The following is a 23,764-nucleotide window of genomic DNA, read 5'->3' on the forward strand; positions in this document are numbered from 1 at the left end:
ATGCCGCAGGGCAAGCCGTCCGTCGTTCCCGACGACGGGCTCACGACCAGGCAGCGGCGGGCCCGGCCGCTGCTGATGGTGCACACCGGTCCGGGCAAGGGCAAGTCGACGGCCGCGTTCGGCATGGCGCTGCGCGCCTGGAACCAGGGCTGGCCGATCGGGGTGTTCCAGTTCGTGAAGTCGGCCAAGTGGCGCATCGGCGAGGAACGGGCGCTCACCGTGCTCGGCGCGACGGGCGAGGGCGGCCCGGTGACCTGGCACAAGATGGGCGAGGGCTGGTCGTGGATCCAGCGTCCCGGCGCCGACCACTCCGACGACGCCCGGGAGGGCTGGGCGCAGATCAAGCGCGACCTCGCCGCCGAGACCTACCGCTTCTACGTCCTGGACGAGTTCACCTACCCGCTGAAGTGGGGCTGGCTGGACCTCGACGACGTCATGGAGACGCTGACCGGCAGGCCGGGCAACCAGCACGTGGTGATCACCGGCCGAGACGCGCCGCAGCGCCTGGTCGAGGCCGCCGACCTGGTGACCGAGATGGGCAAGGTGCGCCACCCCATGGACGCCGGGCAGAAGGGGCAGAAGGGTATCGAGTGGTAGTCCCACGGCTGGTCGTCGCGGCACCGGCGTCGGGCAGCGGCAAGACGACGGTGGCGACCGGGCTCATGGCCGCGTTGCGGGCCCGGGGCCTCGCCGTCTCGCCGCACAAGGTGGGCCCCGACTACATCGACCCCGGCTACCACGCGCTGGCCAGCGGACGGCCGGGCCGCAACCTGGATCCGTGGCTGACCGGCGAGGAGCGGGTCGTGCCGCTGTTCGCGCACGGCGCGGCGGGCGCCGACGTCGCGGTCGTCGAGGGCGTGATGGGGCTGTTCGACGGCAGGGGCGACACCGACTTCGCCTCGACCGCGCACGTGGCGCGGCTGCTCGACGCCCCGGTCGTGCTGGTGGTGGACGCGGCCAGGCAGAGCCGGTCCGTGGCGGCGCTGGTGCATGGCTTCGCCACGTTCGACCCCCGGGTGCGGGTGGGCGGTGTCATCCTCAACCGGGTGGGTTCCGACCGGCACGAGGAACTGTGCCGGGCGGCGCTGTCCGGTGTGGACGTCCTGGGTGCGATCCGCCGCGACGACGCCGTGGAGACGCCCTCCCGCCACCTGGGACTCATCCCGGCCGCCGAGCGCGAGCAGGAGGCGGTCGCGGCGGTCGCGCGGCTGGGCGGACTGGTCGCCCGCTCGTGCGACCTCGACGCGCTCATGCGCCTGGCCCGTACGGCCCCGCCGCTGCCGGGCCGTACCTGGGAGCCGCCGGGTTGTCCACAGCCTGTGGACAGAAAGGTCGTGGCGGTCGCCGGAGGCGCCGCGTTCACGTTCGGCTACGCCGAGCACGTCGAACTGCTGCGCGCGGCCGGGGCCGACGTCGCCGTCTTCGACCCCCTCCACGACGAGCGCCTGCCGGACGGCGCCGGCGCCCTCGTCGTGGGCGGCGGTTTCCCCGAGGTGTACGCGACGGAACTGGCCGCCAACACCCGCCTGCGCGAGCAGGTCGCCGCCTTCGACGGTCCCATCGCCGCCGAATGCGCGGGCCTGCTCTACCTGTGCGAGGAACTCGACGGCCGCCGCATGTGCGGGAGGGTGCCGGGAACCGCCAGGATGACGGCCAAGCTCACCCTCGGCTACCGGGAGGCCGTCGCCACCCGGGACTCCCTGCTCACCAGGACCGGCGAGCGCTACCGGGGCCACGAGTTCCACCGCACCGTCCACGACGGCGGCGGCGAGCCGCTGTTCCGCTGGGAGGGCGGCGCCGACGGCTACGGCGACGCCCTCCTCACCGCCTCCTACCTACACCTGCACTGGGCGGGACGGCCGGAGCTGGCTCAGCGGCTCGTGTCGTCCTCCAGGTCGCCCTCGGTCTTGAGGTAGACCTCCTGGAGGTCGCGCAGCGTGTCGGGGTCCGGGTGCTCCCACATGCCGCGCTCGGCCGCCTCCAGCAGGCGCTCGGCGATGCCGTGCAGCGCCCACGGGTTCGACTTGGCCATGAACGCCTGGTTCTCCGGGTCCAGGACGTACGTCTGGGTGAGTTTGTCGTACATCCAGTCGGCCATCACGCCCGTGGTCGCGTCGTAGCCGAACAGGTAGTCGACCGTCGCCGCCAGCTCGAAGGCGCCCTTGTAGCCGTGCCTGCGCATCGCCGCCAGCCACTGCGGGTTGACCACGCGGGCGCGGAAGATGCGCGAGGTCTCCTCCGACAGCGTGCGGGTGCGGACCGCGTCGGGGCGGGTGCTGTCGCCGACGTACGCGGCCGGGGCCCGGCCGGTCAGCGCCCGCACGGTGGCGACCATGCCGCCGTGGTACTGGAAGTAGTCGTCGGAGTCGGCGATGTCGTGCTCGCGGGTGTCCACGTTCTTGGCCGCGACCGCGATCCTGCGGTAGGCGTTCTCCATGTCCTGCCTGGCGGGCACGCCCTCCAGGTCACGGCCGTAGGCGAAGCCGCCCCACACGGCGTACACCTCGGCGAGGTCGGCGTCGTCGCGCCAGTTGCGGCTGTCGATCAGCGGCAGCAGCCCGGCGCCGTACGCGCCCGGCGCGGAGCCGAAGATGCGCATCGTGGCTCGCCGCTCGTCGCCGTGCGCCTCCGACCTGACGTGGGCGCGCACGTAGTTGTCCGCGTCGGACTCCTCCAGCCCTGCCACCAGCCGTACGGCGTCGTCGAGCATCGCCACCACGTGCGGGAAGGCGTCGCGGAAGAAGCCGCTGATGCGCACGGTCACGTCGATGCGGGGACGGCCCAGCTCGGCCAGCGGGACCGGCTCCAGCCGGGTCACGCGGCGCGAGGCTTCATCCCATTCCGGACGCACGCCGAGCAGGGCCAGCACCTCGGCCACGTCGTCGCCCGCCGTCCGCATCGCACTGGTGCCCCACACCGACAGGCCGACCGAGCGGGGCCACTCGCCGGTGTCGGCGCGGTAGCGCTCCAGCAGCGAGTCGGCCATCGCCTGGCCGGTCTCCCACGCCAGCCTGCTCGGCACCGCGCGGGGATCGACGGAGTAGAAGTTGCGGCCGGTCGGCAGCACGTTGATCAGCCCGCGCAGCGGCGAACCGCTCGGCCCGGCCGGGACGTACCCGCCGTCGAGGGCGTGCAGCAGGTGGTCGATCTCGTCCGTCGTACGGCGCAGCCTCGGCACCACCTCGGTCGCGGCGAACACCAGGATGCGCTCGACCAGTTCGTCCGGTCCGTCCAGCACCTGCGCGACCACCCCGGCGGCGGCCGACGGCTCCCAGCCGCCCTCCTCCATGGCCTCGACCAGCGCGCGGGCGGTCGCCTCCGCGCGGTCCACCTCGCCGAGGGCGGCGCTGCCGTCCTCACGTAGTCCGAGCGCCTCGCGCAGGCCGGGCAGGCTCTCCTTGCCCGCCCACATCTGCCTGGCCCGCAGCATGGCCAGCACCAGGTCCACCCGTACGGTGCCCTCCGGCGCCTGGCCGAGTACGTGCAGGCCGTCGCGGATCTGCGCGTCCTTCACCTCGCACAGCCAGCCGTCCACGTGCAGCAGGAAGTCGTCGAACTCGGTGTCGTGCGGCCGGTCGGCCATGCCGAGGTCGTGGTCGAGCCGCGCGGCCTGGATCAGCGTCCAGATCTGGGCGCGGATCGCGGGCAGTTTGGCCGGGTCCATGGCGGCGATGGTGGCGTGCTCGTCCAGCAACTGCTCAAGTCGTGAAATATCGCCGTAAGTCTCGGCGCGGGCCATCGGCGGCACCATGTGGTCCACCAGCACCGCGTGCGCCCGCCGCTTGGCCTGCGTGCCCTCGCCCGGGTCGTTGACCAGGAACGGGTAGATCAGCGGCAGGTCGCCGATGGCCGCGTCGGTGCCGCACGAGGCCGACATCCCGGCCGACTTGCCCGGCAGCCACTCCAGGTTGCCGTGCTTGCCCACGTGGATCATCGCGTGCGCGCCGAACTCCGCCGACAGCCACCGGTAGGCCGCCAGGTAGTGGTGGCTGGGCGGCAGGTCGGGGTCGTGGTAGATGGCGATCGGGTTCTCGCCGAAGCCGCGCGGCGGCTGCACCATCACCACGACGTTCCCGGCGCGCAACGCGGCCAGGACGATGTCGCCGTCCTGCACGAACAGCTCGCCGGGCGGCGGGCCCCAGTGGCGCTCCATGCCGTCGCGCAGGTCGGCGGGCAGTGTGTCGTACCAGGTGCGGTAAGTCTCTGCGGAGATCCGCACCGGGTTGCCCGCGAGCTGTTCGTCGGTGAGCCAGTCGGGGTCCTGGCCGCCCGCCGCGATCAGCGCGTGGATCAGCGCGTCGCCGTCCTGCTCCGCGACGCCGGGGAAGCCCGCGCCCAGGTCGTAGCCCGCCTCCGCGAGCCTGGCCAGCAGTTTCACCGTGCTGGCCGGGGTGTCGAGACCGACGGCGTTGCCGACGCGCGAATGCTTGGTCGGGTACGCCGACAGCATCACCACCAGCCTGCGCTCGGCGGGCGGCGTGTGCCGTAGGCGGGCGTGCCTGACGGCGATGCCCGCGACGCGGGCGGCGCGTTCGGGGTCGGCGACGTACACGGTGAGGCCGTCCTCGTCGACCTCCTTGAACGAGAACGGCACGGTGATGATCCGGCCGTCGAACTCGGGGATCGCGACCTGCGAGGCGGCATCCAGCGGCGACAGGCCGTCGTCGTTGTCCTCCCACGCCTTCCTGTCGCTGGTCAGGCACAGGCCCTGGAGGATCGGCACGTCGAGTTCGGCCAGCGCCCCGACGTCCCACGCCTCGTCGTCGCCGCCCGCACCCGCCGTCGCGGGCCGCGACCCACCGGCGGCCAGTACGGTCACCACCAGCGCGTCCGCCCGCCGCAGCGTGTCGAGCAGCTCCGGTTCAGCGGTACGCAGCGATGAGCAGAAGACCGGCATCGCCTGGCCGCCCGCGTCCTCGACGGCCGCGCTGAGCGCCTCGACGAAGCCGGTGTTGCCCGCCATGTGGTGGGCCCGGTAGTAGAGGATGCCGACGACCGGGCCGTCCTGGGTGTGGGCGGTGCGTTCCAGCGTCCCCCAGGCGGGGGCGGCCACGGGCGGCGCGAAGCCCCGGCCGGTCAGCAGCACCGTGTCCGACAGGAAGGCGTGCAGTTCGGCCAGGTTGGCGGGGCCGCCGTGGGCGAGGTAGGCGTGGGACTCGGCGCAGACGCCGCCGGTGACCGTGGACAGCTCCATGAGCTCGGCGTCCGGGGCCTGCTCGCCGCCGAGGACGACCACCGGCCGGTGACCGTTCAGCAGGACGTCGAGACCCTCCTCCCAGGCACGCCTGCCGCCGAGCAGGCGGACCACGACCAGGTCGGTGCCCTCCACGAGGGCGGGCAGGTCCTCTGGCAGGAGCCGCGCGGGGTTGCCGAGCCGGTAGTCGGCGCCGCTGGCGCGCGCGCTCAGGAGGTCGGTGTCGGAGGTGGAGAGCAGCAGGACGGTACGGCTGTCGCCAGGCAAGGGGAGTCCTCCCTCGGGGTCCTCGCCCCGGTCGTGGGTGTCACGACGGCAGAAGTCTCCTGGCTCCCGGATCGACGTTCACCCCTGACCTTCCCGCCCGTCGCCGGGCAGTGGCCTGTGGTGGGGGTCGCTCCCCGGTTACAGTGGCGGGACCGCACCGGTTTCTCACCGGTTTCCTCCTGTGCCGTCGCCTACCGCTGAGCCTACGGCACAGGGAAGTGGCGTTACCATCCTCTCCGTGTCCATAGCCGACTTTTCCGGACGTAATGGGCCAGATGCCTGTCCGGGGGCGCTGCAGGTGCACCAGGCCGCCGACGGGCCGCTGGCCAGGGTCCGCCTGCCCGGCGGGCGGATCACCGCTGCCCAGTTGCTGGTGCTGGCCGGGCACACCGAGGTGGTCGAACTCACCTCGCGGGCCAACGTCCAGGTCCGCGCGCTGCGCTCACCGACGGACTTCGCACGGCGCCTCGCGGACGCGGGGCTGCTGCCGTCGCCGTCACACGAACGCGTCCGCAACATCATCGCCTCCCCGCTGGGCGGGCGCGGAACGGTCGGCGTGCTGGACACCGACCCCCTGGTCGAGGCGCTGGACGCCGCCCTGTGCGGGAACGCGCGATTGGCCGGGTTGCCGGGGCGGTTCCTGTTCGCACTGGACGACGGCAGCGGTGACGTGACCGCGCTGGGCGCCGACGTGACGCTGGTCCCCGCCGCCGGGCTGGGCGCCGACGTGAAGCCCGTGCCCGAAGCCGCGCTGGATGCCGACGTGACGCCGGTATCCGGCGTCGGGCTGTTGCTCGCCGGGGAGGACATCGGCCTGCGCTTTCCCGTTGAGGAGGCCGTGGCGCTGATGATCGCGGCGGCCGAGGCGTTCCTGGATGTGCGCGGCCCCGACGGCGCCTGGCGCATCGCCGAGCTGCCCGACGGCCCGGCGCGGGTGGCGGCCCGATTGCGCGAGAACCTGTCGGCGGCCGGTCTCGGGGTGTCCGGGGACAGGTGGGCGCCTTCTGTCGCCGGGCCTGATCGGGGAATCCGGCGGGCCGGGGCCGTGGGGCTTCGGGACGGGCGGGTGGCGCTGGAGGCCGTGGTGCCGCTCGGGCGGCTGACCGCCGTACAGGCCCGAGTGCTGGCCCAGGTCGCCGAGTCCGTACGGTTGACCCCCTGGCGTACCGTCGTCCTCCTGGACCTCGACCCCCAGCACGCCACCGACCTGGCACTCCGGCTGCAACAAGCCGGACTGGTCACCGATCCCGACTCCTCGTGGACCGGGGTCACCGCCTGCACCGGCCGCCCCGGGTGCGCGAAGGCCCTCGCCGACGTACAGGCCGATGCGGCCGCGTGGGTGCGGGCGGGCCGTGGCGGTGCGGGCGGTGGCGAACTGCCGGTGCACTGGGCGGGGTGTGAACGGCTGTGCGGGCTTCCGCGCGGTTCGGTGATTCAGATGGTGGCTACCCCGGACGGGTATCAGGAGAGGCAGCAGTGACCGACTACATCCGCGACGGCGCCGAGATCTACCGGCAGTCGTTCGCCACCATCCGCGCCGAGAGCGACCTCACCGGCCTGCCGCCGGACCTCGCGCAGGTGGCCGTCCGGATGATCCACGCCTGCGGGATGACCGACCTGGTCACCGACCTGGGCTGGTCGCCGGGCGCGGTCGCGGCGGCCCGGACGGCGCTGCGGGCGGGCGCGCCGATTCTCTGCGACGCGATGATGGTCGCCTCCGGCGTCACCCGCAGCAGGCTCCCGGCGGACAACGAGGTGGTCTGCACCCTGTCCGACCCCGCCGTACCCGGGCTGGCCGAACGGCTCGGCACCACCCGCAGCGCCGCCGCCCTCGAACTGTGGCGCGACCGCCTCGACGGCGCGGTCGTCGCGATCGGCAACGCGCCGACGGCCCTGTTCCGGCTGCTGGAAATGGTCGAGGAAGGGGCGGGACGGCCCGCCGCGGTGCTGGGCATCCCGGTGGGGTTCATCGGCGCGGCCGAGTCCAAGCGGGCACTGGCCGACAGCGATCTGGAACACCTGGTGGTGCACGGCCGCCGAGGCGGCAGTGCGATGACGGCGGCGGCGATCAACGCCATCGCGAGCGAGCGGGAGTAGACGGCGTGAGCGATGCGGAGAACCCGGCCATGACGGAAACCGGCGGACAGGCCCCGGCGACGGCGGGCGGCGACGGGGCGGGCGTGGCGGTAGGTGCCGGGCGGTTGTACGGGGTCGGGCTGGGGCCGGGGGACCCGGAACTGGTCACGGTCAAGGCCGCGCGGCTCATCGGCGTGGCCGACGTGATCGCCTACCACGCGGCCAGGCACGGACGGAGCATCGCCCGGTCGATCGCGTTGCCGTACATGCGGGAGGGGCAGGTCGAGGAACTGCTGCTGTACCCGCTGACCACCGAGACCACCGACCACCCGGGCGGCTACCAGGGCGCGCTGGACGACTTCTACGTGGAGTGCGCGGCCCGGCTGGCCACCCATCTCGACGCGGGCCGTACCGTCGTGGTGCTGGGCGAGGGGGATCCGCTCTTCTACGGGTCGTACATGCACCTGCACAAGCGCCTGGCCCACCGCTACCCGACCGAGGTGGTGCCGGGCGTGACGTCGGTGAGCGGCGCGGCGGCGGTCCTCGGCCGTCCGCTGGTGGAGCGGGACGAGGTGCTGACCGTCCTGCCGGGGACGCTTCCGGCCGAGGTCCTGTCCGAACGGCTGGCGGCCACGGACTCGGCGGCGGTGCTGAAGCTGGGCCGTACGTTCGAGAAGGTCCGCGACGCGTTCGCGCAGGCAGGACGGCTCGACGACGCCTGGTACGTCGAGCGCGCCACGACCGGCGCCGAGCGGGTTGCGCCGCTGAAGGACGTCGACCCGGACACCGTCCCGTACTTCTCCCTGGCCCTGCTGGCCAGCCCGGCCGAGCGCACCTTCGTCCCCGAGCCGCTCGCCTCTGAGCCGCTCGCTTCCGGGTCGGTCGCTTCTGAGCCGGTCGCCCCGCTCGGGCAGTCCTCGCACGGCGACCGTCTGCCGACAGGCACGCCCGGCGAGGTGGCCGTGGTGGGGCTCGGACCGGCCGGGCGGCCGTGGCTGACGCCGGAGGCGCAGGAGGCGCTGGCCGCCGCGACCGACCTGGTCGGTTACGGGCCGTACGTGGACCGGGTGGCCCAGAACCCGCGCCAGGAGCGCCACCGTACGGACAACCGGGTGGAGGCCGAGCGCGCCAGGCACGCGCTGGAACTGGCCCGGGAAGGACGCCGGGTGGCGGTGGTGTCGTCGGGCGACCCCGGCGTGTTCGCGATGGCCAGCGCGGTGCTGGAGGTGGCCGCCGACTTCCCCGACGTCCCGGTACGGGTGGTGCCGGGACTGACGGCGGCGCAGGCGGTGGCGAGCCGGGCCGGCGCGCCGCTGGGGCACGACTACTGCGTGCTGTCGCTGTCCGACCTGCTGAAGCCGTGGGAGGTGATCGCCGAGCGGATCTCCGCCGCCGCGCGGGCCGACCTGGTGCTGGCGATCTACAACCCGGCCTCGCGCAGCCGTACCTGGCAGCTTGCCGCCACCCGCGATCTGCTGCTGGAACACCGTGACCCGGCCACACCGGTGATCATCGGCAGGAACGTCGGCGGCGCCGCCGAGTCGATCATCGTCACCACGTTGGGCGACTTCGACCCCACCCAGGTGGACATGCGCTGCCTCCTGATCATCGGCTCCTCAACGACGCGAGTGGCCCCGTCCGGCCAGGTCTACACCCCCCGCCGCTACCCCTGACCCGGACCCGGTCGACTCGCCGGATGATCAGGAGACAGGGTTCTGGCTGCCCTCGTCAGAACCCGCGAAAGACACCGTCCTCATCCATGGAGTCGGCGAATTCCGCGAAGTCCATGTTGCCGATCGAGAGATTGATTTCGATCGAGGCCAACGCGGCCGGGACGGCCCGCATCTGGCGCCCCATCTCCCTCCTCAGGTCGACGAGAAGGAGCGGCATCTCCGGCGACCGGATGGTGGCTTTGTCCACCACGACGAAGAACGTGGGCTTGTACTCCTCCGGCAGCAGAGCGAGGATCTGCTCCGCTGTGGCGCCGTCGTGGGCCGGATCATCAAGGTATTGGACCGCCACGAAGGGCTCGTCCTCGTCATCCTCCTCCTCAGGCCACTCGTCCTCGTTCTCGGTCGATTTGATCGCCGCGCGGACGGCAGCCCACGCCTCAGGCGCGGAGAAGTCCGTACGGATCACCAGCAGTTCGTCACTAGACGATAGTATGTTCGACATAACCATGCATTCTGCCAGCATCGGCGAACACCTCGCCCACTCGCCGGGAGCGCGGGTCACCCGCCTCGGGCCCCGGCGCCCGGTCATAGTGTCACCCTTGTTCGTTAACGTCTGGCGACATGATCATTGCTGGCACGTTCCCCGAGATGGCAGGGGATCCCGACGCGGCACGAGAGATGCTCGAAGCCGCCGACTGGTCCGCGTTCACGCCTGAACGCGATCTGCCGCCGCTGCGCGACGCGCTCACCGCGTTGGAACGAACGCATGGTGTCACCGAGGCACACCGTCACGCGACCGCGAAGATCAAGGCGTACGGCGCCCGTCTCCGCCATGCCGACACGCACCGGGCCGAGGTGCTGACGCACGTGCTCAGCCCCTGCGGCCGGTACCTGGCACTCGGGAGCGCGGTCGGCGAGGAGTTCGACGACGGCGGTGTGCTGCAGATCTGGGAGGTCGCCACCGGCCGCTGCGTCAATGTCATCGACGGGATCCCCGGTGGCGTGGGCTGGGAGAGCGACCGGCACATGCTTCAGTGGTCGGCCGACGCCTCCCGGGTCGCGGTGGTGCACGGCAAGTCGCGGGTGGGGATCTGGGAACCGTTCGGCGACCCGGAGGACTCCTGGGGCGAGCCGATCGCCCGGACGAACGTGAGCGATTCGCGGCCGCACTTCGCCTTCGCGCCCGACGGCGACCGCGTGATGATGTGGGGCGGCTGGTACGGGCAGGACCGGCGAGGCCGAATCGTCTCGATGGACGACGACGTGGACATCGATGCCGTCGAGGCTCTGGTGTCGGTCGAATCGCTGCCGGACGGGATGCGCGCCGTGCTCCGGGGGAAGCCGCTCTGCCTCGACTGGTCCGCGTGGTCGAAGGACGGCGAGCGGATCTACGGGTACGAGTCGTCCGGGTGGGCGTGCTCCGTCGACGTCGCCGAACGCAGGGTCGTCTGGCTGCGCGACACCCACGACTTCGACGGCCCGCTGCCGGTCTGGAGCCCGGACGAACGGCACCTGGCCCACCAGCGGGACGGTCAGTTGATGATCAGCGATGCGGTGACCGGGGAACCGGTGGCGGTGCACGCCGCCCGCCCCGGCACCGCGCTGCTGTCCTGGGGCCCTGCCGGACGGCTGGCGGTCGTGGCGCCTGCGAACGACGACAGAGGCGCGCGCCCGGGCGTGCGCATCCTCAGCGTGAGCGGCGAGCACGACTACGACCTGGACCTGGCACTCAGCCCGACCGGGCACATGACGCCCGACCTCACCGCGTGGGCCTGGTCGCCGGACGGCGGCCGCGCCGCCTGCGTGACCGACGAGGGCCGGGTCGAGGTCTGGGACCTGGGCGAGCACCCTGAGCGACTGCGGGTGGTCGAGGTACCGGAGGACGTGGACGGAGTGCTGTGGGGCGCGGACGACGTGCTCGTCATCGTCACCTCGCTCGACGAGGGCGAAGGGACGATCCCGGGGCTACGGTTCGTCGCGGCCGGGAGCGGCGAGGTGGTCGGCGCATTCGAGTTCCTGCGGGAGCCGTCCGGACCGAATCCATTGGACGAGGACGGGGAGGACCACGGCTTGGACCACAGTCCCCATCCCGCTTTCGCGCTGGACGCGCATACCTGGGCGGTCGCGTTCGAGCCCGGCCTGGTGATCGCCCCTGCCGGCAGAGAACCCGACCTGGACACGCGGCTCGCCTGGTCGGTGGACCGCCGGTTCGCCTGGCCGGTGCGCTGGGGCGACCTGGAGATCTTCCCGAACCCGGCCGAGGCCGCCGACGGAGCCACCCCTCCCCTCGATGAGCTGGTGGAACCCTTCCTAGGCGGCACTCCGCGCCCGGCTGAGCCGCCCGCGTGGCCACCACCGAACACCGCGACCTTCGAGGACCTGCTCGACCTCGCCGGCAAGGTGGTCGAGCGGGTCAGGGCGAGCGACCAGGAAGGGCACACCTCCGGACTGCCACGTGAGATCGCGGTCCTGTACGCGCGGCGGAACGATGCGGACCGGGCGCGGCGGTTCGTCGAACTCTGCCCCGAACCCCTGCGGATCGCCCCACGGATCGAGCAGATCCTGCGGGAGGCGGCGCCTCCGGCGCCCGAGCCGCCGACCCCGGAGGAGATCGCCGCTCTCGCCGAGGCTCACGAGAGGTTCCTCCGGACGCCTCGCGGTCAACGCTCGGGCGTGAACGCCGAACTGGTCCGGCAGGCCGCCCACGCCCGCCACGTCTCCGCCGTCCTCGATCTGCTTGAACAGGCGCCGCTGGAGACCCACCTCGGCCTCGGCTCGCACGACAGGCACCATCTGACGCTGTGCGCTCTACGGATCGTCGCCACCGGCTCCGACGAGGAGATCTAGGATCACACCCTCGCCGATCTTGGAGCATAAAGGGGTATTCGGCTGCTCACGGAGTGCTTCGTCCTGCGCGGCCGATCCGCCGTAAACGGGCAGGGGCCCTAAACCTCCGGCAAACACTCCAAGATCTATGGCTGGCAGGCGAAACCACGCTCAATATCGAAGTCAACCGTCTGGACGGGCCGATAGGTAGAAATACCCTGGTAGAACGCGCCGTCGCATGGTGGCACGCACTGTCCGGGGGCAGCGCCCTCCGCCGCGAAACCCTCCTTCGAGAGGGCGTGGAAGCAGGAACTCCGAGGTTCGTCTTCATGCGGATCGGCCTTGAGGCCATCCGAGGTTCAGTCCCCGACGCCCGTCGTGGACCTGGTGCCTTCATGAGGAAGGAGACGAGGATGCACGGAAACCGGCTACTCATCGTCAGTCCGATGATCGCCACCCTGATGTTCGGTTCGATCGGGACCTCGCACGCCTCACCCATCCCGACGTCTGCGAGCGCCGGCGACAGTCACGTCGCAGCGATCCCGAATGCCGCGCCGCCCGTGTGCAGAAGCTTCTACAAGGATGAGAAGCCGTTCTGCTCGGAGGGTTACGCGGACGGATTCGAGGCCGGGAGGGCGTGCGGCCCGCCCCGCCAGACCGGAAGAGTCTCCTCCGACGAGGCATACGACATCGGCTACGCCGCGGGCTACACGTCAGGGAAGCGGACCTGCAAGTCGTAATCGGACGCCTGAGCACGGGCCTGGCCCGGTGGTCACCACCGGGGCCATGGCCCGCCCCGAACTCGATCGAGCGGGCATCGCCGATTGACCCGGCCTTAAATGTAATAGATGCTGTTACAGCAGGAGGGGTGATGGCGGCGAACAGCAGGCTCACGATCGCGGTGCACATTCTGGCGTGGCTGGCCCTCGCGCACCGTCGCGGAACGGAGCTGCTGACCTCTGATCAGGTCGCCGCCAGCGTGAACACGAATCCGGTGATAATCCGGCGCAGTCTCGGTGACCTGCGGCGAGCGGGCCTGGTGGTCGTGCGTCACGGCGCGGGGGCCGGGTGGAGGCTGGCTCGCGTGCCGGAAGAGATCTTGCTGGTCGACGTGTACGACGCCGTCGAGCAGGACCCGTTGTTCGGCATGCATCATACCGAGCCCAATCTCGCCTGCCCGGTGGGCAAGGGGATCCGCCCCGCGCTGGGTGAGGTCTACGGCAGGGCCGAGCTGGCTCTGCGTACGGAGTTCGGGAGCACGTCGATAGCCGACGTGCTGCGCGAGACCCTGCTGACGAGCTAGCCGCCCCGGGTTCGCCAGGTCTTCGACGTACCACTTGTTGTAACAAAGATTGTTCCAGTCAACAGAAGGAGATCCTCGTGCACGACGTACGGTGCCCGATCGTGGAACTGAGGCAGTACACGCTGCATCCCGGCCAGCGCGACGTGCTGATCCGCCTTTTCGACCGGGAGTTCATCGAGTCGCAGGAAGCGGCCGGCATGACCGTCCTGGGACAGTTCCGCGACCTGGACGACCCGGACCGGTTCGTCTGGCTGCGGGGATTCGACGACATGACGCGCCGCGCCGAGGCGCTCGGCCGCTTCTACGGCGGGCCGATCTGGAAGACCCACCGCGAGCAGGCCAACAGCACGATGATCGACTCTGACGACGTACTGCTGCTGAGACCCGTCACGGCGCGGGCCGGCTTTCCGCCCCCCGCCGTCCGGCCCCCGGCAGGGGAGACGACCTCGGCTCCGTCCCTCGTGCTCGCGACCGTCTATCACGGCGAGGGCCTGTTCGACCAGACGTTCGCGGAGTTCTTCGACGGGCGTATGCGTCCCGTTCTGACGGAGGCGGGCGCCACGCCCTTGGCCTGGCTGCAATCCGAACATGCGGCGAACAGCTTCCCGGCGCTGCCGGTGAGGACCGGCGAGAACGCTTTCGTATGGTTCGCCAGGTTCGCCGACGAACGGCAGCTCGCCGAGCATCTGGACTTCCTGGACCGCTCGGATCGGTGGCGGGAAACGGTGCTGCCCACCTTGTCGGCGACACTGACCAGGACCCCGCAGCGGTTGCGGCTGACTCCCACCACGAGGTCCGTGCTGCGCTAGCGGGCGGCCTCCTCGACGAGTTTCAGGGCGAGTCGCTGCAGGTCGGGCCCGGCCTTGTCGGGGCTGCCGGTGTCGAAGGGCGGCTGCGGGTCGTACTCGACCGCCAGTTGCAGCGCCTGCGCCGTCCGTACGTCGGTGAGCTTGGCCGCCAGGTGCAGTGCCATGTCGATGCCGGCCGACACCCCCGCCGCCGTGATGATCTTCCCTGACTCGACGAAGCGGTCAGGCGACGGGAGGGCGCCGAACGTGGTCTCCAGATAGGTCCGGGACGCCCAGTACGTGGTGGCGGGCACGCCGCGCAGCAACCCGGCGGCGCCCAGGATCAGCGCACCGGTGCACACCGAGGTCGTCCACGTGGTGTGCTCGTGCAGGCGGCGTACCCAGTCGACGGTCTCCGCGTCCTCCATGGCGGCGATGACGCCCCGATTGCCCGCACCCGGCACGAGCAGCACGTCCGCCTGCCGCACCTGACGAAGTGTCCGGTCGGCGACCAGACCGAGCACTCCGGTGTCGGTGCGCACCGGACCCAGCCGTTTGGCCACGGTGACCACCGAAGCGTCGGGCACTCGGCACAGCACCTCGTAGGGCCCCACCGCGTCCAACGCGGTGAAGCCGTCGTACAGCAGGATCGCCACCCGAAGCCCGCGTGCCCGCGCTGCCGCCGGCGCCTCCAGGCCCAGCGCCCCCAGACCCGCTCCCACGCCGCCTGTGGCCACCGCTTTCAGCATCGATCTACGGTTGGCGTCCATGTCCGCACCTTTCCTCGGGAATCTCCTTCCACTGGTCGCACGAGCCGCTGCGAAAGTTCCCGGGAACCCGCGCGGCTACCAGGTCACCGGCAGTGCGTGCAGGCCGTACACGGGGCTGAAGGTCCGGAAGCCGACCTGCTCGTCCGGGACGGCCGGCGCGAGGCCGGGGAAGCGGCGCAGCAGGGCGGGGAAGGCGATGCGCATCTCCATCCGCGCCAGCGGCGCCCCGAGACAGTGGTGCACGCCGTGGCCGAAGGCGACGTGACCGGCGGTCTCCCGGGTGATGTCGAGGGCGTCGGGATCGTCGACGAACGCATGGTCGCGGTTGGCGGCGGGAGGCGAGCAGATCACCAGCGAGCCTGCGGGGATGGTGTGCCCGGCGACCTCCACCTCCGTCGTGGTCGTGCGCGGCGGCATCGACTGCACGATGGACAGCCAGCGCAGCAGTTCCTCGACGGCGGGCTCGATCAGCGCCGGATCCGCGCGGATCATCGCGAGCTGGTCCGGGTGCCGCAGCAGGGCCAGGGTGCCCAGGCCGAGCATGTTCGAGGTCGTCTCATGCCCGGCGATCAGCAGCAGGCTCGCGATGCCGATCAGCTCGTCGGTGCCGAGGTCGTCGCCGTGGTCGCGGACCAGCATGCCGAGCATGTCCTGGCCCGGTTCCGCCTGGGCGCGGGCCACCAGGCCGGCCATGTAGCCGCGGTTGTCCCGCTGCGCGGCGGCCTGCTGCTCCATCGTCAGCGACGCGTCCAGCAGGCGGGCGGAGCGCTCCTGGAACTCGGCGCGGTCGGCGTACGGCACGCCCAGGAGCTCGCAGATCACCAGGGACGGTACCGGCAGCGCGAAGTGTGAGACCAGATCGGCTGGTTTGCCGGCCCGTTCCATGTCGTCCAGGGCCGCTTCGACGATCTCGGTGATCCGAGGCTCCAGCCGTCGCATGCGGCGTCCCGTGAACTCAGGGGTGAGCATCCGGCGCAGTCGCGTGTGCTCGGGCGGGTCGAACCCGATCAGGATCCCGGCTCGCATCTTCGCCCGTTCCTCCTCGTCCATGTCACCCGCCCCCGGGATCGGTGTGGGGGCGCTGCTGAACCGGACCGGGTCCGACAGCACGCGGCGGACGTCCTCATGACGGCAGACCAGATAGGCGAGTACGCCGAAGGGCGTCATCACCCGCACCACACCCTCGTCGTCCCGTGCACGGGCCAGTTCCTTGACGGGGTCGAACCCGTCCCGCCGCATCTGCAGCGGCAACTCCAGCGCTTGCGTCATCGTCTGCCCATCCATTCTGTGATCGTGTGGGACTGTCTCGGCGCCGCCATGCGGGTGCGGGGCGGTGGGCGCGCGGCCTGTGGCACTGTCACCGGTCGGCGCTCCTTCGCTCGGGCGGCGACTCGGTCCACAGCCGGAGCTTGTCGGGGTTGCGTATCGCCCAGATGCGTGTGATCCGGTCGGCTGCGACCTCGAACGCGTACACCGACACGGTGATGCCGTCGTGCTGAGCGATCAGGCCGGGCCGGCCGTTGACCGTACGCTCCAGGATCGTCAGACCGTGCAGCCTGGCGGCGAGAGTGACCAGCGAGCGCCCGATCTGCTCAGCGCCTTCGACCGGGCGCAGCACAGCGCCGGCGGCGCCGCCGCCGTCGGCGATCGCCGTGGCGTCGGGGTCGAGCAGGGCGACGAGGGCGTCGATGTCCTTGGCCTCCCATGCCTGCTTGAAGGCTCTGACGACGCGGGCCTGCCATACCACCGGAGGCGGGGGAAGCTGCGAGAGGCGGATACGGCGGCGGGCCGAGGAGGCCAGCTGGCGGCAGGCCGCCGGAGTACGGCCGAGGATCTCGGCCACCTCGGCGAAGGCGTAGCGGAAGACGTCGTGGAGGATGAACGCGACGCGTTCGGCCGGGGTCATCGATTCGAGGACGACGAGGAAGGCCATGTTGACCGACTCGTCGAGGGTGACCCGGTCGGCCGGGTCACCGCCCGGCCGCTCGCTGGTCCACTCCCCGGGTTCGGGCAGCGGCTCGGGGATCCATTCGCCCACGTAGGTCTCCCGCCGGGCCCGTGCCGAGGACAGCAGGTTGAGACACAACCGGCTGGCGACCTTGTTCAGCCAGGCGCCGGGGGATTGGACGGCGTCCCGCTGCTGCGGGGACAAGGCGTACCAGCGGGCGTAGGTCTCCTGGGCGACGTCCTCGGCCTCCGACAGCGAGCCCAGGAGCCGGTAGGCGAGATTGATCAGCTGCCGCCGAGCGTTCATGATCACGTCCGGGCCGGGGCCGCTCTCCGGCGCGAGTGAGACGGTCATCGTGTCGTGGGCTCCTTCGGTCGCCAGCCTCAACAGTTCGACCGGACAGCGCGGTGATTTGTCAGGCCGGCACGCCGCCTCACGTTCCGAGGTGCTGTGTTGTCAGAGCAGTGAGACGACTCCCGGCGACTTCGCAGCGAAGTCGGCCACCACGACGAGGAGGTTGAGATGCGCAGTCAAAGGAGCACGACGTTCCAGCACGCGAAGGCCGCCGTCGCGCACGGCGCAGGGAGCCGGATCCGCCTCATCGCCTTTCGGATCACCACGTTTGTCATCGTCTTCGAGTTGGCTGCCGGTTCGGTGTGGAACCTGCTGCCGATCGAATGGACGGAAATCCAGCTGCGCCACCTGGGATACCCACAGTTCCTCCTCCACATCCTGGGCGTGTGGCAGGCCGGTGCGGCCGTCGCGATCATCGCGCCCGGGCTTCCGGTGATCAAGGAATGGGCATACGCGGGGGCCCTATTCCTATGGTCGGGTGCCGTGGCGTCCCACTTGATCGTCGGGGACGGTCTTCGGACGTGGGGGGTGCCGCTGATTTTCGGGATGTGCGCCATCGCGTCGTGGGCGCTGAGGCCGGCCGACCGATGGCTCCGACGGGGCGACCTGGCCAGCACCGGACAGGGTCGGGCCGCCCCGTCGGAAACCCGGCCTCGCGCTTGGGTCGTGCCGATCGGGCTGCTCGTCGCCCTGTATGCCGTTTCGTTCCTCACCCTGCCCGCGGCCGAGGCCATGACACACCAGTGGGCGGTCGAACTGGGCTGGATCAACGGGTAGCGCCTCGCGGACGTACCGGGGACCGATCTGACGCCAGGTCACGAGCCTGGGGACGGTGCCGAGATCACCGGTTCGCCCCGGCTAGGAGCAGCCCTCGAACTGCGGGACCGAGACCACCGACAGGTCGATGCCCGATGCGCCGAACCACTTGTCCAACAGGATGCGCGCCGTGCCGTCCTGGTACATGCGGGTGATGGCCCGGTTGAGCTCCTCGCAGCCGTCCACGTCGCCCTTGCGCACGCCGATCGCGGTGCGCTGCTCGTTGAACGTCGCGCCGACCAGGTGCAGGTCGACGCCGGGCCGGGTGAGCAGCCCGGCCAGGATCTGGCTGTTGGTGGAAATGGCGTCGATCCGGCCGTCCTTGATCATGTCCAGGCAGGCGTTGTAGTCGGGCGCCTCGACCGGGGTCGCCTCGACCCGGCGCTCCTCCACGATCCGCTGAGCGATGTTCGTCCCGCGCACCCAGCAGATCTTGCGGCCTTCAAGGTCGCGTACGTTGCGGATGGCGCCCTTGTCGGCCACCCGTACCGCGATGTCCTGGAAGTCGACATGGTACGGCCCGGCGAAGTCGATCACCTTCTTCCGCTCCGGTGTCACCGACATGTGAGCGAAGACCAGGTCGGCCCGCCCGTCGGTGAGCACGGAAAGCTGATCCCCGGCCTTGATCTCCAGCCACCGGATCCGCTTGCCCAACCGGGACATGAGATATTCGGCCACATCGACGTTGAAGCCGTCGTAGCCGCCGTCCGGCCCCTTGAAACTGATCAGCGGTACGTCGGAACGGATGGCGACGACCAACTCGCCTTTGTCCATGAGGGACTCCGGCCGTGCGGTACCGCAGGCGGTCAGCAGCAGGACGAGGCAGATCAGCAGTCTTCTCACCGGTACCTCCTGTCCATGATCCCAGGCGATGCCGGCTTTGGCGAGGCCATACTTCCGCGACCACCGAGGCCATGGCGGCCTCCGGAATGGAAGGCCGCAGTCCTATCTCACGTGTCCCTGGAGGAGGGCTTGCCAGGTGGTGTGGCCTTCCTTCATGCGCATGCGATGGGTTTCGGCGACCTTTCGGAAGCGCGTGTCCTCGCGCCGGAGGAACGTCTGTCCACCTGAGGCGCACAGTTCGTATGCGACGTCGTCGCAGTGGCAGGTCCAGAGGAGTGTTTGGCGTCGTGGCTCGTTTCGCGCCGCGATCCAGACCAGCCGGGTGCAGCCGGGCTGAGGCTTGGGTAGGTGGGGCGACAGGCAGGCGTTCACGTCGGCTCGGCCGGTGAACGGTGAGATGCCGGAAACGGCCGTCGCGGTCATGTCGGTGGCCTTTCCTCCGCGATAAGGGAGTCGCGGATGGTGTCGAACTCCTCGGGTGACAGGGTTCCCTTTCCTTTGTGGTGTCTGGCCATCTCGCCCAGGGCCCAGGGTTCCCACAGTTCGCGGATCGTTCGGGCGTCGGGGTGGATGTCGAGCGCGCGGGCGATGTCGGCGATGGGGACGCCGTGCCTCAGTGCTTGCGTGAGTGCGCTCATACGATGTCGGTTCGCACCCACGGCCAGGGCGGACGCCCAGATCAGCGCCCGCACCCGGTAGCCGTTGTCACGCCACTCCACCGGCACGTACTCCAGTTCGTGCCACCGCTGGATCACCACCGGGAACCGGTGGGCCAGCGCGTCGGCCAGGCTCCGAACATCCATCAGCGGCCCCCTCTTCTGGTGGTCGCGGGCTGATCCTGCCGTTGTTCGCCTGGTTCGGGCCAGTTGGGTGGGAAGACCCGCTCCCGCTGTGGACGTTGCCGGGACGATCTGCCCGGCGCATGTGCGCGGGCCACTTTCGGGCCGCGCGCCCGCGCGAAGATCCTGGTGCGGTGGGCGGTTTGCGGCTGTGGGATCCGAAACTCCGCCTTGGACATCCGGCGGCGGTGCAGCCCGAGCGCTGTGTACAGGTTGAGCCGCTCGGCCATCGACTCGGCCGACGGCACCTCGTAGTCGTGGGCACCGAGGGCGGAGCAGCCGTGGGCGTAGGGAGGGTGTCCGCACACCGCGCATCCCAGCGCCAAGGGCGGGTTCTCCGCTGTGAAGCACTGCTCGCGCACCAGGGTCGACACCGCCGGGTAGCGCCGCGCGGAGGGAGAGACGAGGTCGGGCGTCACGACTGCCACTGCGCCGCCTTCACCAGTTCGCCGCTGTGGAAGACGCTCCACACGAGCGACTCGGGGGCCGCGTGGACAGGCCCGTCCATCAGCATGGCCGTGCATCCCGGGCACGGGCCCGTCGAGGTGATCCAACCCGTCGCCAGCAGTTGCAGGCAGGTGAACCCGAGTAGGGCCGAGGGCGGGTGGCAGGGCCTTTCGGGGACAGTTGGTCGGGGGTTGCTATTGCTCACAGTCGCATCTCCAGGTGCGCTCAGGGCTCGCACCGGTCGTGCTCAGCGCCGGGCGGGCTCGCTTCATGTTCAGAAGGGCGTGGACCTCACTATTGCTACCTACACCTCACGATCGGATACGACACGTACGTCTAGAAAGGCGTCGTAACCGGACGGCTCCTATCGTGCTGCTGTGATCGAGTTCCGTCCTGACCTCTCCAAGTACGAGCAGGTAGCAGCCGAGATCCGTCGGCGGATCAAGACGGGTGTCTATCAGCCGGGAATGCCGATCCCCGGCGAGCCTCGGCTTGCAGCGGAGTTCGGCATCGCGCGTCGCACGGCCAGGAAGGTGCTTGAGCTCCTCATCGAGGACGGCGACGTCTACACCGTCCGGAGCATCGGCACCTTTGTCACCCGTGAGGAGAGCGACGATGCCTAGCTTCCAGCAGGTTGCGAGCCAAGCTGACCACGTTCCCCATGTCCGCTTCGACCCCCTTCGGCGTAAGCGCTCTCGGCGGTAGTGTCTTGGGACTATCGTCGGCCCTACTCCGGCACATGTCAATTATCCCAAGACAATCTCTCGAAGGAGCGTTGGGTGGCCGAACCACGACGGCATTCGCGATATCTGGATCTTGCCGCTCGAATCCGGGTTCGGATCGAAGCGGGCGAGTGGGCGCCGGGCTCGAAGTTGCCGCGCCTCGACGACTTCGCTGAGGAATACAGCGCGAACCGCGACACGATCGGCCGAGCGATCACAGCCCTCGAATCGGAGGGGTTCGTCTGGGCCGTACAGGGGCGGGGCATCATCGTCCGGCACGGGCTCATGAGGTTGCGTCGGCCCCGGGGAAACCTGGTCAAGCGAAACCTCGCCACCGAAGGTCCCGGCTACTCGTTCCCGTCGGCCTCTGGACGAGAGGTCTGGAAGCACCACATCACACCCATGGCTTCTGTCGAACCGCTGACCGATCCGCGGATCGCGAAGCTGCTGGGGGTGCCTGCGGGGACGCCGACCATGCGCCGGTTCAGGGTCACCGGCCCGGAGGGTGAGCCGCCCTTCCAGATCAACATCTCGTGGATACATCCGCGCGGCAGCGAAGCCGCCGAAGTCACCTCCCAGGGGCGAGGGCCGAGCGACTGGCTCTACCGGTTGGAGCAGGCTGGGCACTGGCCGATCAGTTGGGTGGAATTTCACCGGGCCAGGATGCCCACCAAGGACGAGGCCACATTGCTGGAGATCCCCACGAGCCTGCCCGTACTGGAGATCGTTCGGCAGGGCGTCTCAGGCGGAGACGGCCAGCCGATAGAAGTCACCGAGTACGTGGTGGCGAGCGACCGAGTCGAGACCGTCAACGTTCTGCACCGCGACGCATCCGCCCGCGAACCGTGGCCCACTGACACCGAGCCGGGTGAGTGAGTCATGCCGGTCACCGTCAACGCAGCCGCACGCACCCACACTGGGTTGATTCGCGGGAGCAACCAGGACGCCTTCCTGGTGGGCCACCAACTGGTCGCCGTAGCCGATGGGCTCGGTGGTCACAACGGCGGCGAGGTCGCCAGTTCCTCTGTCATCGAGGTCCTCCGCACCCATGACCGCCGAGTCGAGACCATCCAGCTCATCGACACCCTCGGACGGGCGGTCTACGCGGCGAACCAGGTCCTTCATCACACAACCCGGACCCGCCCAGAACTCGCCGGCATGGGCACCACCTTGGTGGCGATGCTGTGGTCGGGCAGCACGGCGGTGCTGGCCAACATCGGCGACTCCCGCGCGTACCGGCTCCACGGGCCCGCCCCACTCGCGCAGCTCACCGAGGACCACACCTGCGAGAACCTGCTCTCCGATGCCGACGACGTCCCGGGCTTCGCAGAGCGGATCTCTCGATTCCTCGACGGTCGCCCCGACGGCCGCTCCCCCGATCTGGTCACCATGGAACTGCACGCCGGTGACCGGTTCCTGCTGTGCTCGGACGGGCTGAGCTCAGCCGTTCCGAACGGACTCATCAACGAATGCCTGCGCTCGCTGCCTGACCGGGAGAAGGTCGCCGATCGCCTCATAGGTCTGGCCCTTGAGCACGGCGGCCCGGACAACGTCACCGTGATCGTCATTGATGTGTGGGACGACACCGCACCCAGGCCGGTCGCACCATGATCACCCTTAAGTCCGGTTCTCAATAGGTTCGGCAGGCATTCACTGATGGGGGAAGGCGGAGACGCCGCGTGTCGATGATCATGCTCAATCCGTCCGCTCGCGCAGCCAGTTCAGCGCGGCCACGCCCTGCGCCCGCTGAAACTTCCTGACCGTGGGTAGTCAGGGCGGCGCCCTGACCGCCTTGACGAACGCGCGCCGAGCCGTAGACGAGCTGCCGCTCCGGGTGAGAAGCCCCCGGTCTGGGTCACCGCCTCGACGACGCTGCCGCCGAGGATCTCCTCGACTCTGTTCCGCACGGGTGGGTGTACTTCGTCCCATGGATCCGTACGCCTGACGCGGGCGGACTGTGGTGCTCGGGTTCTGGAGGCATGGATGACAACGCTGATGTCGCGCACCCCGTCCTCAAAGGTGGGTGCCCTGTGTCCGATGTCGTCCAGCCGGTACCGTGGCTGCTGAACGGCCTCTCGCCCCCTGGAGGGACTCGTGACCGACACGGGTTGGGGCAGTGTTTCTGCTTCCTATGTGAGACCTCGTCGTCCTGGTGAGCCGGAAGCCTGGGCCGAAGAGGCTGCCCAGCATGGGCGTGTCGGCACCCAGAAGCTGCGCGCCGTAGAGGAAGTGAACCCGCCTCAGGTGGTCGCGGAGGCTTTCGGGCTCGGCTCTCGGGACAGGGCTGTGGTCCGTCGTCGCTTGATACTCATGGACGGACGGCCGACCGAACTCGCCGACTCCTACTATCCTGCGACGGTCGCTCGGGGCACCCGATTGACGGAGGCGCGCAGAATCGCAGGCGGAGCTCTTGCCGTACTCGCCGATCTCGGCTATCAACCTGCCGGTGCTGAGGAGGGCGTCATAGCGCGTCCCTCAACCCCGGCGGAACAGGAACTGCTCGACATCCGGCCGCAGGATTGGGTCATGGTCCTCACCCGGGTGTTGAGGACCGGCGACGGTGTGCCGATCGAGGTCAGCGTCATGACGATGGTCGCCGAAGGCCGCGAGCTGCGCTACAAGACGACCATTCAGTGAGGAGACCCGACAACCTCAAAGACGAAGGGTTCGTACGCGGCCATGCGGGCAAGGGCGTCTTCGTCCGCGACAGGTGGCCTCCGGCGATCGAAGCCAGCGCCTACAAAGCCCCGTCTCCAGAGGGTTACGGCTATGAGCTTTTCAAGTCGGCCAGGTCGGGGTTGAGAGTTGCAGGCTCGGGCTGACGCACAAGAATCCAGGCCGGGTCTCGGGCTTCATGGATGCAGCGAAGCAGGGAAGCTATGAGACGCAAGAGAAAGA

The 23,764-nt window shown here is 70.1% G+C and carries 22 protein-coding genes and 1 riboswitch; of the genes, 14 read left to right on the forward strand and 8 right to left on the reverse strand.

From position 1 onward, the window contains the following. A complete protein-coding gene (gene cobO, locus ABD120_RS06420) occupies window positions 1-597 on the forward strand; it encodes a cob(I)yrinic acid a,c-diamide adenosyltransferase (RefSeq protein WP_343948763.1) in 597 nt (198 codons plus the stop codon). Further along, on the forward strand, window positions 591-1,916 hold the full coding sequence (locus ABD120_RS06425) for a cobyrinic acid a,c-diamide synthase CobB (RefSeq protein ID WP_425563932.1): 1,326 nt from the start codon (window positions 591-593) through the stop codon (window positions 1,914-1,916). The genes cobO and ABD120_RS06425 overlap by 7 nt, the downstream gene beginning before the upstream one ends. On the opposite strand, the gene cobN is transcribed toward ABD120_RS06425, so the two are convergent. Then, the gene (cobN, locus tag ABD120_RS06430) at window positions 1,871-5,461 is read right to left on the reverse strand and encodes a cobaltochelatase subunit CobN (protein ID WP_343948764.1); all 3,591 of its coding nucleotides are present in this window, start codon (window positions 5,459-5,461) and stop codon (window positions 1,871-1,873) included. The two genes, ABD120_RS06425 and cobN, sit on opposite strands and share 46 nt — an antisense overlap. Window positions 5,462-5,491: 30 nt before the next feature. Further along, a riboswitch (cobalamin riboswitch) is annotated at window positions 5,492-5,683 on the reverse strand. 16 nt (window positions 5,684-5,699) lie between these two features. Here cobN and ABD120_RS06435 point away from each other — a divergent pair. Genes ABD120_RS06435 through ABD120_RS06445 form a run of 3 tightly spaced genes read left to right on the forward strand, consistent with a single transcriptional unit; the run spans window position 5,700 to window position 9,210 of the window. Continuing rightward, window positions 5,700-6,941 (forward strand): precorrin-3B synthase, encoded by a 1,242-nt coding sequence (locus ABD120_RS06435; protein WP_343948765.1) that lies wholly within the window; start codon window positions 5,700-5,702, stop codon window positions 6,939-6,941. Next, window positions 6,938-7,558 carry a precorrin-8X methylmutase gene (locus ABD120_RS06440; RefSeq protein ID WP_343948766.1) on the forward strand — a complete coding sequence of 207 codons (621 nt, stop codon included), beginning with the start codon at window positions 6,938-6,940 and terminating at the stop codon, window positions 7,556-7,558. Before ABD120_RS06435 ends, ABD120_RS06440 begins: the two co-directional genes overlap by 4 nt. A gap of 29 nt (window positions 7,559-7,587) precedes the next feature. Further along, complete coding sequence (locus ABD120_RS06445; RefSeq protein ID WP_425563939.1) at window positions 7,588-9,210, forward strand: precorrin-2 C(20)-methyltransferase; 1,623 nt, start codon at window positions 7,588-7,590, stop codon at window positions 9,208-9,210. A gap of 55 nt (window positions 9,211-9,265) precedes the next feature. On the opposite strand, the gene ABD120_RS06450 is transcribed toward ABD120_RS06445, so the two are convergent. Beyond that, window positions 9,266-9,733, reverse strand: a complete 468-nt coding sequence (locus ABD120_RS06450; protein ID WP_343948767.1) for a DUF6924 domain-containing protein — start codon at window positions 9,731-9,733, stop codon at window positions 9,266-9,268. Window positions 9,734-9,831: 98 nt separating this feature from the next. On the opposite strand from ABD120_RS06450, the gene ABD120_RS06455 reads away from it, so the two are divergent. The 4 genes from ABD120_RS06455 (at window position 9,832) to ABD120_RS06470 (ending at window position 14,148) form a co-directional block, all read left to right on the forward strand. Continuing rightward, window positions 9,832-12,057 carry a WD40 repeat domain-containing protein gene (locus ABD120_RS06455; RefSeq protein WP_343948768.1) on the forward strand — a complete coding sequence of 742 codons (2,226 nt, stop codon included), beginning with the start codon at window positions 9,832-9,834 and terminating at the stop codon, window positions 12,055-12,057. A gap of 425 nt (window positions 12,058-12,482) precedes the next feature. Continuing rightward, entirely contained in the window at window positions 12,483-12,776 is a 294-nt protein-coding gene (locus ABD120_RS06460) for a hypothetical protein (protein ID WP_343948769.1), read from the forward strand. 131 nt (window positions 12,777-12,907) lie between these two features. Further along, window positions 12,908-13,339 (forward strand): Rrf2 family transcriptional regulator, encoded by a 432-nt coding sequence (locus ABD120_RS06465; RefSeq protein WP_343948770.1) that lies wholly within the window; start codon window positions 12,908-12,910, stop codon window positions 13,337-13,339. A gap of 77 nt (window positions 13,340-13,416) precedes the next feature. Then, a complete protein-coding gene (locus ABD120_RS06470; protein WP_343948771.1) occupies window positions 13,417-14,148 on the forward strand; it encodes an NIPSNAP family protein in 732 nt (243 codons plus the stop codon). On the opposite strand, the gene ABD120_RS06475 is transcribed toward ABD120_RS06470, so the two are convergent. The 3 genes from ABD120_RS06475 to sigJ all read right to left on the reverse strand — a co-directional run bounded on the left by ABD120_RS06475 (window position 14,145) and on the right by sigJ (window position 17,199). After that, window positions 14,145-14,897, reverse strand: a complete 753-nt coding sequence (locus ABD120_RS06475) for a DJ-1/PfpI family protein (protein WP_343948772.1) — start codon at window positions 14,895-14,897, stop codon at window positions 14,145-14,147. The genes ABD120_RS06470 and ABD120_RS06475 overlap by 4 nt on opposite strands. A gap of 75 nt (window positions 14,898-14,972) precedes the next feature. Beyond that, on the reverse strand, window positions 14,973-16,181 hold the full coding sequence (locus ABD120_RS06480) for a cytochrome P450 (protein ID WP_343948773.1): 1,209 nt from the start codon (window positions 16,179-16,181) through the stop codon (window positions 14,973-14,975). 73 nt (window positions 16,182-16,254) lie between these two features. Next, window positions 16,255-17,199: an RNA polymerase sigma factor SigJ gene (gene sigJ / locus ABD120_RS06485; RefSeq protein ID WP_343948774.1), complete on the reverse strand. Its 945-nt coding sequence runs from the start codon at window positions 17,197-17,199 to the stop codon at window positions 16,255-16,257. Window positions 17,200-17,367: 168 nt separating this feature from the next. Here sigJ and ABD120_RS06490 point away from each other — a divergent pair, with 168 nt between their 5' ends. Further along, window positions 17,368-17,976 (forward strand): DoxX family protein, encoded by a 609-nt coding sequence (locus ABD120_RS06490; RefSeq protein WP_343948775.1) that lies wholly within the window; start codon window positions 17,368-17,370, stop codon window positions 17,974-17,976. A gap of 81 nt (window positions 17,977-18,057) precedes the next feature. On the opposite strand, the gene ABD120_RS06495 is transcribed toward ABD120_RS06490, so the two are convergent. The 3 genes from ABD120_RS06495 to ABD120_RS06505 form a co-directional block, all read right to left on the reverse strand. After that, entirely contained in the window at window positions 18,058-18,858 is an 801-nt protein-coding gene (locus ABD120_RS06495) for a substrate-binding periplasmic protein (RefSeq protein WP_343948776.1), read from the reverse strand. Window positions 18,859-19,277: 419 nt separating this feature from the next. After that, window positions 19,278-19,661 (reverse strand): hypothetical protein, encoded by a 384-nt coding sequence (locus tag ABD120_RS06500; protein WP_343948777.1) that lies wholly within the window; start codon window positions 19,659-19,661, stop codon window positions 19,278-19,280. Beyond that, window positions 19,661-20,125, reverse strand: coding sequence for a hypothetical protein (locus tag ABD120_RS06505; RefSeq protein WP_343948778.1), 465 nt, complete (start codon window positions 20,123-20,125; stop codon window positions 19,661-19,663). Before ABD120_RS06505 ends, ABD120_RS06500 begins: the two co-directional genes overlap by 1 nt. Before the next feature lie 396 nt (window positions 20,126-20,521). Between ABD120_RS06505 and ABD120_RS06510 the strand changes: the two genes are divergently transcribed. The 4 genes from ABD120_RS06510 to ABD120_RS06525 all read left to right on the forward strand — a co-directional run bounded on the left by ABD120_RS06510 (window position 20,522) and on the right by ABD120_RS06525 (window position 23,503). Continuing rightward, window positions 20,522-20,767, forward strand: a complete 246-nt coding sequence (locus ABD120_RS06510) for a GntR family transcriptional regulator (RefSeq protein WP_343948779.1) — start codon at window positions 20,522-20,524, stop codon at window positions 20,765-20,767. 156 nt (window positions 20,768-20,923) lie between these two features. Then, entirely contained in the window at window positions 20,924-21,742 is an 819-nt protein-coding gene (locus ABD120_RS06515) for a GntR family transcriptional regulator (RefSeq protein WP_343948780.1), read from the forward strand. Between the two features lie 3 nt (window positions 21,743-21,745). Beyond that, window positions 21,746-22,477 (forward strand): PP2C family protein-serine/threonine phosphatase, encoded by a 732-nt coding sequence (locus ABD120_RS06520; protein WP_343948781.1) that lies wholly within the window; start codon window positions 21,746-21,748, stop codon window positions 22,475-22,477. A gap of 483 nt (window positions 22,478-22,960) precedes the next feature. Further along, window positions 22,961-23,503 (forward strand): UTRA domain-containing protein, encoded by a 543-nt coding sequence (locus tag ABD120_RS06525; RefSeq protein WP_343948782.1) that lies wholly within the window; start codon window positions 22,961-22,963, stop codon window positions 23,501-23,503. The last annotated feature ends 261 nt before the right edge of the window (window positions 23,504-23,764 follow it).

Source organism: Nonomuraea longicatena, assembly GCF_039525605.1.
Classification (GTDB): domain Bacteria; phylum Actinomycetota; class Actinomycetes; order Streptosporangiales; family Streptosporangiaceae; genus Nonomuraea; species Nonomuraea longicatena.

Coding starts and splice junctions, on each gene's coding strand:
- cobO (WP_343948763.1), top strand. CDS start 1: ATGCCGCAGGGCAAGCCGTCCGTCGTTCCCGACGACGGGCTCACGACC.
- ABD120_RS06445 (WP_425563939.1), top strand. CDS start 7,588: ATGACGGAAACCGGCGGACAGGCCCCGGCGACGGCGGGCGGCGACGGG.
- ABD120_RS06450 (WP_343948767.1), bottom strand. CDS start 9,733: ATGCTGGCAGAATGCATGGTTATGTCGAACATACTATCGTCTAGTGAC.
- ABD120_RS06455 (WP_343948768.1), top strand. CDS start 9,832: ATGATCATTGCTGGCACGTTCCCCGAGATGGCAGGGGATCCCGACGCG.
- ABD120_RS06460 (WP_343948769.1), top strand. CDS start 12,483: ATGATCGCCACCCTGATGTTCGGTTCGATCGGGACCTCGCACGCCTCA.
- ABD120_RS06465 (WP_343948770.1), top strand. CDS start 12,908: ATGGCGGCGAACAGCAGGCTCACGATCGCGGTGCACATTCTGGCGTGG.
- ABD120_RS06475 (WP_343948772.1), bottom strand. CDS start 14,897: ATGGACGCCAACCGTAGATCGATGCTGAAAGCGGTGGCCACAGGCGGC.
- ABD120_RS06480 (WP_343948773.1), bottom strand. CDS start 16,181: ATGGATGGGCAGACGATGACGCAAGCGCTGGAGTTGCCGCTGCAGATG.
- sigJ (WP_343948774.1), bottom strand. CDS start 17,199: ATGACCGTCTCACTCGCGCCGGAGAGCGGCCCCGGCCCGGACGTGATC.
- ABD120_RS06490 (WP_343948775.1), top strand. CDS start 17,368: ATGCGCAGTCAAAGGAGCACGACGTTCCAGCACGCGAAGGCCGCCGTC.
- ABD120_RS06500 (WP_343948777.1), bottom strand. CDS start 19,661: ATGGATGTTCGGAGCCTGGCCGACGCGCTGGCCCACCGGTTCCCGGTG.
- ABD120_RS06520 (WP_343948781.1), top strand. CDS start 21,746: ATGCCGGTCACCGTCAACGCAGCCGCACGCACCCACACTGGGTTGATT.